9 protein-coding genes are annotated in these 13,899 nt (G+C 41.2%); 5 read left to right on the top strand and 4 right to left on the bottom strand.

Annotation, left to right across the window (positions count from 1 at the left end; translation table 11 throughout):
• Positions 1 to 710, top strand: a 710-nt coding sequence (locus HP439_RS12645; protein WP_172390705.1) for a mechanosensitive ion channel family protein, incomplete at its 5' end; no start/stop codon positions are given.
• Positions 711 to 941: 231 nt separating this feature from the next.
• On the opposite strand, the gene HP439_RS12640 is transcribed toward HP439_RS12645, so the two are convergent.
• Genes HP439_RS12640 through HP439_RS12630 form a run of 3 tightly spaced genes read right to left on the bottom strand, consistent with a single transcriptional unit; the run spans position 942 to position 4,792 of the window.
• Entirely contained in the window at positions 942 to 1,667 is a 726-nt protein-coding gene (locus HP439_RS12640) for an MIP/aquaporin family protein (RefSeq protein ID WP_172390704.1), read from the bottom strand.
• Positions 1,668 to 1,695: 28 nt separating this feature from the next.
• The gene (gene glpK, locus HP439_RS12635) at positions 1,696 to 3,192 is read right to left on the bottom strand and encodes a glycerol kinase GlpK (protein WP_172390703.1); all 1,497 of its coding nucleotides are present in this window, start codon (positions 3,190 to 3,192) and stop codon (positions 1,696 to 1,698) included.
• Between the two features lie 34 nt (positions 3,193 to 3,226).
• Positions 3,227 to 4,792: a glycerol-3-phosphate dehydrogenase/oxidase gene (locus tag HP439_RS12630; protein WP_172390702.1), complete on the bottom strand. Its 1,566-nt coding sequence runs from the start codon at positions 4,790 to 4,792 to the stop codon at positions 3,227 to 3,229.
• Between the two features lie 313 nt (positions 4,793 to 5,105).
• Between HP439_RS12630 and HP439_RS12625 the strand changes: the two genes are divergently transcribed.
• Genes HP439_RS12625 through HP439_RS12615 form a run of 3 tightly spaced genes read left to right on the top strand, consistent with a single transcriptional unit; the run spans position 5,106 to position 10,585 of the window.
• Complete coding sequence (locus HP439_RS12625; protein WP_172390701.1) at positions 5,106 to 5,864, top strand: DeoR/GlpR family DNA-binding transcription regulator; 759 nt, start codon at positions 5,106 to 5,108, stop codon at positions 5,862 to 5,864.
• A 40-nt stretch (positions 5,865 to 5,904) separates the two neighbouring features.
• Positions 5,905 to 7,173: a Gfo/Idh/MocA family oxidoreductase gene (locus tag HP439_RS12620; protein WP_172390706.1), complete on the top strand. Its 1,269-nt coding sequence runs from the start codon at positions 5,905 to 5,907 to the stop codon at positions 7,171 to 7,173.
• Between the two features lie 16 nt (positions 7,174 to 7,189).
• Positions 7,190 to 10,585 carry a DUF1080 domain-containing protein gene (locus tag HP439_RS12615; protein WP_172390700.1) on the top strand — a complete coding sequence of 1,132 codons (3,396 nt, stop codon included), beginning with the start codon at positions 7,190 to 7,192 and terminating at the stop codon, positions 10,583 to 10,585.
• Between the two features lie 218 nt (positions 10,586 to 10,803).
• On the opposite strand, the gene HP439_RS12610 is transcribed toward HP439_RS12615, so the two are convergent.
• Positions 10,804 to 12,342 (bottom strand): NAD(P)H-hydrate dehydratase, encoded by a 1,539-nt coding sequence (locus HP439_RS12610; RefSeq protein WP_172390699.1) that lies wholly within the window; start codon positions 12,340 to 12,342, stop codon positions 10,804 to 10,806.
• A 268-nt stretch (positions 12,343 to 12,610) separates the two neighbouring features.
• On the opposite strand from HP439_RS12610, the gene HP439_RS12605 reads away from it, so the two are divergent.
• On the top strand, positions 12,611 to 13,899 hold a 1,289-nt coding region (locus HP439_RS12605), incomplete at its 3' end, for a sulfatase-like hydrolase/transferase (RefSeq protein WP_172390698.1).

The raw sequence follows: 13,899 nt of genomic DNA, 5'->3' as shown, positions 1-13,899 counted from the left end.
AAAAAAGGAATATAGACCCTTCTATACGTAGCTTTGTAAGCACACTTATAAAGTTTACACTCTATATACTTTTAATTCTGACTGTTGCAAATACTTTAGGCATACAGACTACATCATTTATCGCGGCGCTTTCTGCTTTCGGTCTAGCGATAGGTTTGGCTCTACAAGGGAGTTTGTCAAACTTTGCCGGCGGGGTACTTATACTATTGTTTCGTCCGTTTAATGTGAATGATTATATCAGCAGTGATAATGGAGCTGAAGGAACAGTAGAAGCAATAGATATTTTATACACCACTCTAGTGGCTGCAGACGGTATAAAAGTGTTCAGCCCGAATGGGTCATTAGCAAATTCAGTGATTAAAAACTATTCACGAATAATTTCTCGTCGATTCCAGTTTGTCGTCGGTGTTTCATATGAAGATAATATAAAAGATGCCAAAGACACAATTGCGGCTTTGATTGAGCAAGACTCACGTATATTGGGGACACCGGAACCCGAGATCTTCGTAAGTGAACTTGCTGATAGTTCCGTGAATTTAACGATTCGTGGATGGATAAACAAAGGCGATTATTGGGTTACCCATAATAGCATACAAGAAAGAATTAAGGTCGCATTGGATGAAAAAGGAATTTCTATTCCCTATCCTCAGACTGAGATGCATATCAAATCTGACGGTACTATTTTAAGCTCCTCCCGTAGAGATTCTTAATCTATTGAACGAGTCAATACAAAGTAGCGGTAAGCAAGGATACCCTGTTGCAACTTGGTGAGTTTGGAAGGGTCTTTTTTTGACAAACTGGGTAACACCATTTTATTGATCGCATTCAGAACTTTGAACATTGATTTTCTCATAACAAACGATATACTGTGAAAAACAACACATCCCTGAAAAAGTTTCAGGGATGTGTTGTTTTTCACAGGTTTATTCCTATTTACTCATTTAATGGATGAGTAGATATAAGCCAACGGCCAATAAAGCCCCAATAAATGGCCCTAAGACAGGAACCCAAGCGTATGATAGATTGAAGTTTGCTTTGTTTTTGATAGGTAAGAACGCGTGTACTATTCGCGGACCTAGATCTCTAGCCGGATTAATAGCGTATCCGGTCGTACCGCCCAATGACAAACCAATAACCCATACGACGAATGTTACTGGAATCGCACCGACGGAGCCTAGTCCAATGGGTGTATCGTCACCCAGGGCAGGTTCGGTAAAATGTAGGATAGCAAAAATTAGAACGAAGGTTCCAACAATCTCACTAATTAAGTTGATCGGAAGGTTTCGAATGGCGGGCGAGGTGCAAAAAACTGCCTGCTTAGCACTCGGATCATCGGTTTGATCAAAGTGATCTTTATATACGAGCCATACGAAAAAAGCACCGGTCATGGCGCCAAGAATTTGTGCGCTCATAAAAGATAGGGTAGTGGCTAGGTCTAATTTTCCTAACGCAAAATTCGCGAGTGTCACAGCACAGTTTAAGTGTGCTCCACTGTATGGGCCGGCTATGGTTACACCCACAAATACAGCAAATGCCCATGCGGTTGATATAACGATCCATCCGGAGTTGTTTCCGTTGGTGCCTTTTAACAAAACATTTGCAACGACTCCTCCTCCTAAGAGTATTAACATGGCTGTTCCAAGGTATTCTGCAATAAATGGTGTCATAATATAATATCGAGTTTATAATAAATACTTATTTGTTCTCTGCCCAATATTTTGCAGTGTCAGTCGCCCGCTTCCATTCTTTTAAATGGTTTTGATATTTCGCTTTGGGATTTACGATGAACGTCTTGTCTTCTTTCCATAGCGATTGGAGTTCGTTGATATCTTTCCAAAATCCGACCGCAAGGCCAGCTAGGAACGCTGCGCCCATTGCTGTTGTCTCGGTTATTAAAGGGCGAATTACATTTGTTTTTAAAATATCCGCCTGAAACTGCATAAGAACGCTATTTTGACTAGCTCCGCCATCGACACGAAGTTCTTTGATCGTCGATTTAGAGTCTTTCTCCATTGCTTTGAGGATGTCGTAGGTTTGATAGGCTATGCTTTCAAGTGAAGCCCGCGCTATATGTGCATCGTTGGATCCTCGTGATAATCCCAAGATTGTTCCCCGCGCATCTGCATTCCAATGTGGCGCACCTAAGCCGGAAAATGCGGGTACTATGTATACGCCATTTGTATCTGGAACACTTGAGGCCAGTTTTTCCACGTCGCTGGATTTTTTGATGATGCCTAGTTCATCGCGAAGCCATTGCACGACTGCTCCTCCTATGAAAATACTACCTTCAAGTGCGTAATTAACTTCTTTGCCAATTTTCCAAGCAATAGTCGTTACAAGTTGATGTTTTGAAATCACGGGTTTCGAACCAATGTTCATTAATAAGAAGCATCCGGTTCCGTAGGTATTTTTAACCATTCCTTTTTTCGTACACAATTGGCCGAACAATGCGGCTTGTTGATCGCCTGCAATTCCCGCAATAGGGATCGGGCGAGCGCCGAGTTCTGTACTGGTTTCTCCGTAGACTTCAGAGCTACTACATACTTGAGGGAGCATGGATTCGGGAATCTCAAAAATATCAAGTAATTCTTGATCCCATTCTAACGTGTGTATGTTGTATAGCAGTGTACGCGAAGCATTAGAGACGTCTGTTATATGTCTTTGGCCGTTCGTAAGGTTGTAGACCAGCCATGAATCAACGGTGCCGAACGCAAGCTCTCCTTTCTCAGCTAGTTTGCGTGCACCCCGGACATGTTTAAGGATCCAATTTATTTTCGACGCCGAAAAATATGAATCTATCAAAAGACCTGTTTTCTTTTGGATTGTCTTGTCCAGTCCTTTTTTTATGAGTGCCTCACAATATTCCGCTGTCCGTCGGTCCTGCCAAACGATGGCATTATAGACAGGACTACCGGTTTTTTTATTCCATACAATTGTTGTTTCACGCTGATTCGTAATCCCGATGGCTTTTATAGCATCTAATTTTATTTTTGATTTAGCAATTACTTCAGTCAACACGGCCAATTGTGACGACCAAATTTCCTGGGCGTCGTGTTCTACCCATCCCGACTTTGGGAAGAATTGGGTAAACTCTTTTTGGGCAACGTTCTCGATTTGTCCTTTTTTGTTAAAAAGAATTGCTCTTGAACTTGTTGTTCCTTGGTCTAAAGCTAAAATAAATTCTTTCTTCATTGTGTTATGGTTTATAGGTTATGCTTAATTTCTTTTAAAAAGTATAATTTTTTACTAATAAGCGGAATTCATCGAGCTCGCTGGCGATCCAAGCCTCGTCGTGACCTAGCTCGGTGGCCATTATTTGTGCAACGATAGGCGCGGCGATTAAAGAGGCTTGAGCATCGAGCAATAGTAAGCGTATTCTCCGTGCCAAGAAATCTTCAATTTTAACAGCCATCTCATGTCTACATGCCCAAACCACCTCTGCTTTCCTGTAATCATAGGCGGGATGAATTTTCTCTGCTAGAGAAGGGTGGCTCATCATCAATTCTTGTATGCTGTTATAACTTGTGCCGTAAACCTGCCAATGTCCAGGATATTTGTCATGTGTAAATCCAAAAATTGGATGATGCATAGTTTTGCATTCTCTGGGATCTAGTTTCGCTGTACGGATTGCCAAATTCACTGTTTCTTCGCCCATCTTTCTATAGGTGGTCCATTTTCCTCCGGTAATGGTGATTAGTTTCGACGGACTCGCTATCAATTTATGATCACGAGAGATCTCCTTGGTACTATTTCCATCCGAGTCGGTAGGCGCGGCTAATGGTCGGAGGCCGGCAAAAATACTTAATACATCTGAACGTTTAGGGGCGTTTTCCAGGTACTGATCCGCAGTGTTTAGAATGAATTCTATTTCTTCTTCTAATGGGCGAGGTTCAATTTGATGCTCATCAAGAGGAGTGTCAGTCGTACCTAGAAGTACCTTTTCGTGCCATGGGACGCCAAATAAAACACGTCCATCACTGGTCTCTGGGATCATCAAAGCATCTTGATTTCCAAGAAACTGGGTGTCAACGACAATATGTGTGCCCTGACTTGGACGAACCAAGTTCTTATGGCTTGGCGTATCTAGTTTCAGAATGTCGTCAACGAAAATTCCGGTAGCGTTGATTACCACCTTCGTTGTTACTGTATAGGATTGTTGATTTGTTGTATCTATAAATTGGATACCGTTCACTAAACCGTTGTCGTCTTTTTGAATAGCTATAACGTTTGCATAGTTAATTAACGATGCTCCTGATTCCGCTGCCGTTTGTGCTAGATTAATTGCCAAACGGGCATCATCGAACTGCCCGTCGAAGTATTGGACACCGCCTTTAAGCTTTTTAGTTTTAATGCGCGGCAGTCTATGCAGGACTTCCTGATTACTCAGCAAGGTCGATTTTCCAATACGTAACTTACCCGCCATCCAGTCATAAAGTTTCAATCCGACTAAGAATTTTAATTTACTAACAACGGAATAACAAGGGATGATAAAGGATTGTACGAATGAAACGTGTGGCGCATTTCGGAAGATTAAACCACGCTCTTTAAGTGCCGAATATACGAGTTTTAGGTCTCCATTGGCCAAATAGCGTACACCGCCGTGGACTAATTTAGTGCTTTTACTTGAAGTTCCTTTTGCGAAATCGTACTTTTCTACAAGTAGGGTTTTATATCCTCGGGTCGCAGCATCTACTGCTGTACCTAAACCAGTGGCTCCTCCACCTATAATCACGATATCCCACAATTGTGTTTCTTTTAAACCCTCTAGCGTTTGGCGGCGGTTGAAATTCATAAAAATTATGCAGGAAACACACCTTCAGCGATTAACATGGTGTGAGGAATGCGCCTGCGTTTCGCTAGTTCCTGTTAGAAATATGTCTTAATTTTAAATTAATTAAAATCTTCCACTGTATTTTGTTTAGCTTCGATTCGCGTATATCACTGATTTCAGCTCGAATAAACCGCTAGATTCACTGTGTTTACTTTGATTTCTTTCATTAATTTATAAACGACTGAGTGAAGTTAATAAAAAACGTAATTAAACGAAAGTTTTCGAAGGTATTTTTTATCTTTAAAACATCTTTGTAGATATCAGCTAAAAAAATATGAATAATGTAGAGCGTCATCAATTGATTTTAAAACAAGTCCAAAATGATGGACATGTTTCAGTGCTTGGCCTTTGTGAGCAATTGAAGGTTTCTTCGGTTACGATTCGCAAAGATCTTCAGTTTTTGGAGGATGCAGGCATGTTGTTTAGGACTCACGGAGGAGCGACAAATATAAATCCTTATCAGAAAGACAGATCGATCAACGAGAAATCGCAGATCAATGCGGAGGTAAAAAGACGGATTGGCGAGCAAGCTGCTAAATTAGTTGAGCCCAATGACTCTATAATTATTGCCTCGGGTACAACGATGCAGTTTTTTGCGCAGCAAATTGTTCCTCAACAGGGCCTTACAGTAATTACTTCTGCAATTAATGTGACTTTGGAACTGATCAAACATGATAGTATTGATATTATCCAGTTAGGTGGACCAGTTCGTAAGTCATCTTCATCAATTATGGGACGTTATGCTGAGGATTTGCTCGGCGATTTCTTTTGTTCAAAGCTCTTTATAGGCGTTGATGGTATAGATGGGGGGTTTGGAATAACGACGACCAATGCACAAGAGGCGCTCTTAAACCGCAAAATGATGGAATCGGCTCATAAAACAATTGTTCTCGCGGATTCCTCTAAATTCGATAGAAGAAGTCTCGGAAAAATCGCTGAATTGTCGAAAATAGACATGATTATTAGTGACAATATACCGCCAAAATATCAACAATTATGTGACAATCTAGGTATTGAATATAAAATATGTTAACTTCGGGCTTCAACTAAACTAACTAATGCAAGATTTTAAAATGAAAGAAAAGGATACTTCAAGACGTGACTTTATCAAAAAGTCATTGATTGGTGCGGCCGCCTTTACAATAGTTCCTAGGTTCGTGCTAGGAGGGAAAGGATATTTAGCACCAAGTGATCATTTAACCAAAGGTGTTATTGGTGTTGGTTCGATGGGACGTGGACACTTTAATTATGCAGGAACCAAAACCGTCGCTATTTGTGATGTAGATACACGGCATTTGGCGCTTGCGCAAAAAGCGCTTGGTGGTGGGGTTAAAGAACATCATGATTATCGTGAACTAATTCAAAATAGTGAGGTCGATATTGTTCATATTGCTACACCTCCCCATTGGCACGGAATTATGGCAGTCGAGGCTGCGCGTTCAGGTAAAGACATATGGTGTGAAAAACCTATGACGCGAACAATTGGAGAAGGTAAGAAGGTTAAAGAAGCTGTTGCTCAGCATGGTAATATCTTTCGGTTAAATACTTGGTTTCGATTCGATGCTAACTTTTACGGTATGAACGTACCGGTAAAGAAAATAAAAAAATTAGTGGAAACCGGAATGTTGGGTTGGCCGTTGAAGGTTACTATTAGTAAGCATACCGGTTTCGATTGGAAGTTTTACTGGGTGGGTAAAGAGAATCTGCCAGTGGAAACCGTTCCTAAAGAACTCGATTATGATATGTGGCTTGGGCCAGCGCCTCATAAGCCATATAGTACACATCGTGTTCACACCACGTTTCGTGGATATTGGGATTATGATGGAGGTGGGTTAGGCGATATGGGACAGCATTACTTGGATCCTGTACAATATTTTTTAGGTAAAGATCAAGAGAGTCCGATCAAAATTGAGGTGGACGCTCCGCAACAACATGCCGATGCAGTAGGTACATGGCGGAAAATTACTTATACCTATGCGGATGGTTGCCAAATAATTCTCGACGGTGCTGGGACCGAAGAGGGTCAAGCCTATATTGAAGGACCAAAAGGGAAGTTATATAAAGGATTCGTGTCCGATATCCCAAATATGGAACGTAAACTTGCCCAATATCCTGATCCAGCGCCGCAGGTGACTGATTTCGTAGAGGCATGTCGCACCAGACAAAAATTTGCTTTAAACGAACAAAATGGATACTATTCAGCAACGTTGGTTAATCTTGGACTGTCTGCGTTACGACTAAACCGTACGCTTCATTTCGATTCCGATAAGCAGGAGTTTGTAAATGATGAAGGAGCAAATCGTTTAATTAATCAGCCAATGCGCGGTCCGTGGACTATTTAATCAATCTAACCAGACAATGAAAAAAGTATTTAATACCTTATCAGCTTTACTGATACTTCAAATATCGGCTTATGCGCAGCAACCGGGCAATCGAACATCTACTACCAAGATTGCAGACGTTTTAGCGCAGCAGCCAGCTCAAGAGCAAGCCAAGCTTCTATCAGCAATGAAGGAGCTAGAGACCTTTACTCCCGAAGATATTGCAAATTTGCTTTCCGGATTACAACCGCAAGGAGGAAACAACGCGGCAATTGAATACGCAGCTAACACGTTTTCTTTTTATGTAATGCAATCGGGTAAAGAGGCACAGAGAGAATTGTTCTCTAAAGGTTTAGTACTCGCTCTAGAACGCTTAACAGATAAAGATAACAAGGCATTCGTCTTACGTCTTATGAACCAATCGTCTAAAAATGAGGCTATACAGGCTATTGTCCCTTTGTTGAAAGATGAATATTTAGTAGATAAGGCTGCACTAGCGTTAAACGGTATCCGCACACCGGAGGCGGCAAAGGCACTGTCTGTAGCATTAGCTGAGGCGAGGACTGAAAAAGAGACTAACGCTATCGTTACCGCCCTAGGAGACTTGCGTTCAAAAGAAGATGAGGAAGCAATCATTGCGACCCTTTCTAAATATGAATCAGAAAACGCGCAACGCGGGGCCTTCACGGCTTTAAGTAAAATCGCTGGCGCAAAATCTGCCCCTGTATTTTTAGAAAAATTAAAAAATGCTAACTATCAGTTTGATAAAACGAATATTGGCGGTTTAACATTAAACTATGCAAATAATTTAGCTGCGGGAGGTAATCAATCACTTGCTGTATCGGTGGCGAACACTATCAGTAAAGAAGCTGACCGGGCGGGGGCCTCAACATTACAGGTCGGTGCGTTAAAGCTATTAACGAAAATTAATCCAGGAAAGGCACGCAAACAACTTTTGAAAGGTGCAACGAATTCAAATGCGTTGTACCGGGCTGCGGCTCTCGATCTCTTAGCCAATCGTGATGATGCGTCTGAGACAAAGAAGCTTATTAAATCGCTGGCAAAGGCATCGCCGGAGGTTCAAGAAAGTATTCTGCTTTATCTAGCCGATGAAGCCCAAGAGAGTGATGTTCCTACAATTCGCAAGGCTGTCCAGAGTATATCTGATACAAAATCAAAGATTGCGGGATTAAATGCATTGTCGAGCCTATCTAAAGGATCTAATGTTCCGGAACTGATAAAAGAACTTTCATCTGCGAATAATGAAATCAAGCAATCAATCATATCGTTGCTCTTAACTTCGAAAGATAAATCAACGATTGATGCGGTCACAGCGGCTCTCCCTACCGCAGATACGGCGACGCAGCTCGCATTATTGCAAGTGTTGTCTAAGCGCACCAACGACAATGCTTCTAAGGCTGTTTTACCATTGGTTCAAAGTGACGATCCTGCTGTCAAGAAAGCAGCATTAACGGCATTACCAAATGTTGTATTAGAGAATGATTTTGACGCAGTGGTTAATTTGCTTTCGGGAGCTAATGAACAAGATGCACCCGCTTTACAGTCTTCTTTAGTTCAAATTTTGAGCGCGAGTGCTGATAAAGATGCTAAAGTTCAGAAATTAGCGGCTAATATTTCTCGCTCAGCTGCCCCCTCAGCTGCTAATTATTTTCCAGTCTTTGCAGGAATTGGTACGCAAGAATCTCTAACGGCTGTTAAAAATTATCTTTCGAATGAGTCTCTGAAGGCCAAGGCGATAGCTGCATTATCTGACTGGAGCACACCAGAAGCACTACCGACATTAATTCAACTTTCACGCACTGAAAAAGGAACAGCTAATTTTGACACTATTTTTCAAGGGTTAATCAGCCAAATTAATGCAAGTGATAATACGGCTGAACAAAAAACATTGTTTTTGAAGGATGCCTTTTCATTAGCCTCTACACCTGCTCAGCAGCAAAAGGTTTTAGGAAGTTTACAAACTACCGGGACTTATCAGGCGTTAGTTTTCGCTGCTAAATATTTAGACGACGCCAATTTAAAAAATGCGGCGACCAATACGGCAATGAATATTGCTATGGACAATAGTGAGTACATCGGTAGTGAGGTTCGAAGTATTTTAGAAAAAGCAAATGCTAATCTGAGCGGGAGCGAAAGTTCATACCTTAAAGAAGCTATTACACGCCATCTGGTGGAGATGCGGTCTGGAGAGGGGTATGTGTCAATTTTTAATGGGAAGGACCTTACTGGTTGGAAAGGCTTGGTAGAGAATCCAATTAAACGTGCTGCTATGTCACCGAAAGAATTGTCGGCGAAACAAGCTGCGGCCGACAAGGACATGCGCTCAAATTGGAGTGCTGAAAATGGCGATCTTGTTTTTAGCGGTAAGGGCGATAACATCGCTACTGTGAAACAATACGGTGATTTTGAAATGTTAGTAGATTGGAAACTTGATCCTAACGGTAAGGAGCCGGACGCCGGTGTATATTTGCGAGGGACACCTCAAGTTCAGATATGGGATATTTCTCGCACAGAGGTTGGTGCACAGGTTGGGTCTGGAGGGTTGTATAATAACCAAAAGAATTCAGCTACACCCCTTAAAGTAGCTGACAATGCTCTTGGGGAATGGAATACATTCAAAATACGTATGATCGGTGAAAAGGTTTCCGTTTGGTTAAACGGTGAACTTGTAGTGGATAATGTGACCTTAGAAAACTATTGGGATCGGAATCAGTCTATTTTCCCTGTTGAACAAATCGAATTGCAAGCACATGGTTCTCGTGTTTGGTATCGGGATATTTACGTGAAGGAAATCGCTCGCAAAGAAGTTTATACTTTAAATCAAGAAGAAAAGGCTGCTGGATTTGAAATGTTGTTTGACGGTACTAACTTAGACAGATGGACAGAGACTCCGGCCTACGAAGTAACTCCAGAAGGTTATATTCGTGCAAATCCAGATGCTAAATTTGGCAAGAATTTATATACGAAAGATGAATATAGCGATTTCGTCTATCGCTTCGAGTTTAAATTAACGCCTGGGGCGAATAATGGCATTGGTATACGTACTCCTTTAGAAGGGGATGCCGCCTACTTAGGAACTGAGATTCAAGTTCTAGATAACGATGCAGAAGTTTATAAGAATCTGAAAGAATATCAATACCACGGTTCAGCCTATGGTATTATCCCTGCGAAACGCGAAGGGATGAAACCTATTGGTGAATGGAATTCTCAAGAAATTCGTGTTCAAGGAAGTAAAATAAAGGTGACTCTTAATGGAGTAGTTATCTTGGATGGAGATTTAGAAAAAGCCTCGGTGAACGGCACAGCCGATCACAAAGACCATCCGGGCTTAAAAAATAAATCTGGTCATATTGGATTCTTAGGGCATGGATCCGAGGTATTCTTCCGAAATATCCGAATTAATAGATTGTAATGTCTAATGCTAATAAATAGAAATACGCCTGAATTATTTAAGTTCAGGCGTATTTTTTTTATAAATCGTGAACATGCCCCACACAAAATTGGGAACGTAAACTTATGGTGAACGCCATAGATAAAATCACTGCTTGTTATGGTTGCCGCAAAGCTAGATACACAAGAGAGAAATAGATATTCTTTTATCTCCGGTAGCGGACCTTGTTGATCCTGAGTCTAGAACATATTTTGTTGGTGAGGAGCTATTTGCTTCCATGCTTCGCTGATATGTTCGCTGATATCCGAAGCTATAAGACTTCTGGGATGGCTTTGGATCGCCGCGAGATCGCCGGCAAGTCCATGAATAAACACGCCTAATATTGCAGCTTCAGCAGAGGGATACCGCTGCGCAAGTAATGAGGTAATTATACCTGATAAGACATCCCCGCTACCCGCTGTTGCCATACCAGGGTTGCCCGTCGAATTGAAGTGGATATTCCCGTCAGGGAGTAATACCGCCGTATGTGCCCCTTTTATTACCATTATTTGCCTATATTTTGTACACCAATTGCTTGCGATTTTTAACTTTTCAAGGTCGTTCGACCAATCCCCGATTAGACGTTTTAGCTCTTTGGGATGTGGAGTCAATATACTTAGTGGCGGTAACAGATCGTGTAGTTCGGGTAGTTTGGCTAAAATATTTATGGCGTCGGCATCAAAAAGGAATTTTGGTCGCAAATTTTCACGATCCAACGATGACATGAAGTTGAAAAATGCGTCGGTTTGGTTGGCTTGTTGTCCAAGGCCCATTCCAAGACCGATTGCATCGTAATCATTAGGATTAAATTTGAAATGATGGATTACATTCATTGAATTGTCAGTCTGGACTAGTGCTTCAGGACAGGTAGATTGTAAAATATCATATCCACATTTTGGAACATATGTAGTGACAATACCACAGCCGGTTCGCTGTGCCGCGCGACAAGACAAAGTCATTGCTCCAATGCTACCGTAGCTGCCCCCGACAACTAGGGCGTGTCCAAAAGTGCCCTTATGGGAGAATTTGTTTAACACTTGGGGGATCATGGTTACATTTTCCCTACAAGTATAATAAAACGTAGTTTCAAATGTCTCCCAAGCAAGTTTGTCTAAACCGATGTCGATAATACTAATGTTTCCGCTCGATTTGGCGTTTTCAGGTAACAACACGTTTAATGTCGGAAAAGAAATACAAAAGGTATGTGTGGCATGCACCGTAAGCACTTTCAAATTATTTGAATGATGAGCTGATAGTCCGGAAGGTACGTCAATTGAAATTATGGAGTTTGATAAGTTGTTTATTTGTTGAATGAAGTTACTCCAATTTTCATTCAATGGACGCTTCAAGCCTTGTCCAAACAAAGCATCAATAATTATACTTCCATTACGGATGTTTATTTTTTCATCGAGCTTCAACTGGTCAATGCAGGTACCATTATTTTTTAAAATATTCTGTCGGTACTGGTTTTCTTCACTATATCGATCGTGGTCTACAAGAAACACATCGATTGTATGACCAGTGCTCTGTAACATCCAGGCAAGTGTCAGGCCGTCCCCGCCGTTATTGCCAGGTCCGCAAAAAAGAGTAAAATGACAACTACATTCTCCTACCCATTGTTGTATTTTTTGAAAAATAACTCGAGCAGCACGCTCCATTAACTCCCTCGAGGAGACATTCTGACGATTCATCGTTTGAAACTCGAGTTCACTTATTTCAGTAGGAGAGAGAATCTTCATGCCAAATCTTTTTATAAAAATAAGCATTATTTTTTCATAAATGTCATGGTATTATAGAGGGGTAATATAGAAGCCATTGATTTTTGGAGGAAAAACTTTGGATAGTGAATTCGAGAAAAATTCGTAAATTTAAAGATAGATCTAAGAATATGCTAATTACCACGACAAACTAATCGCTTTAAATTTTGAAAGCTTATTTTATTGAAAACAAGCTGTTACTGGATTTGAAGGTGGACTTATTTATGGCCTCTATACAAACTTAATTTTTATGGATAGTTCAATTCTTGTTAGAATACCCGATTTAAGATTTAGACATTTTTGCGTTGCTGTTATTTTTTTTATTAGTTTGGCTTCGGCCGCGTCGGCTCAAGAAAAACAAAGGCCTAATATCATACTTATATTAGCAGATGATTTAGGATTAGGCGATATAAGTGCTTTTTCCAAGAGATATAATACACCGAATATCGATAAGATCGCCGAAGAAGGCCTCCGGATCTCAAATTATTATGCAGCTTCGCCGATATGTTCTCCTTCGCGAGCTGGAATACTTACTGGTCAGTTTCCAGCAAAAATACACTTTACCACATTTCTTAATTCTAAGTTGGATAACCAGCGAAAGGAGCAGGTCGATTTTTTAGATCCGGATATTCCCTCCATTGGGAAGTTGTTAAGTGCTTCGGGATACGCAACCGGACACTTCGGAAAATGGCACATGGGAGGAGGCCGCGATGTACGTAATGCTCCAAATTTTGACAAATATGGTTTCGAGGTTTGGTCAAGTACCTATGAGAGCCCGGACCCTGATCCCCTGATAACGGGCAGCGATTGGATTTGGAGTGATAAGGATAGTATTAAACGCTGGAATCGTACCGCCTACTTTGTAGATAGAACCTTAGAATTCTTAAAGGAGCAGAAAGGAAAACCATGTTACGTCAATCTGTGGACGGATGACGTACATACCCCATGGGTAAGCGGTGATGACGAAAATGGTAGGTCTCCAGAAAAACGCCAATCAGAAGAAAGTTTTATAGCAGTTTTAAATGAATACGACAAACAAATTGGCCGCCTAATGAAAGGCTTAGTGGATTTAGGTATTGACAGCAACACCATCGTTATATTTACAAGTGATAATGGACCGTTGCCGAATTTTCGACAGGGCAGATCTGCTGGTTTGCGTGGTAGTAAATTATCGCTCTACGAAGGAGGGGTGAATATGCCATTTTTAATTCGGTGGCCATCACGAATTAAGGCAGGTCAGGTGGATAGTACTTCTTTGGTTTCAGCCGTTGATTTGCTTCCGTCATTTTGTCGGCTTGCCGGAGTTAATATTGCTGATGTACAAGATATAGACGGTGTGGATCGAACTGACGTTTGGTTAGAAACGGCATCTGATCGTGCTAGACCACTATTTTGGGAGTACGGTCGGAATGATTTTTTTAGTTATCCCAAAGGCAAGAACCGTAGTCCGTCGTTGGCAATGAGAGAGGGAAAATGGAAATTTCTTATGAATCAAGATGGAAAGAGAATCGAGCTATATAATTTGGATGTCGATAGGCA

Source organism: Sphingobacterium shayense (assembly GCF_013179575.1).
GTDB classification, from domain to species: domain Bacteria; phylum Bacteroidota; class Bacteroidia; order Sphingobacteriales; family Sphingobacteriaceae; genus Sphingobacterium; species Sphingobacterium shayense.
This window is presented reverse-complemented; position numbering and strand designations above follow the sequence as displayed.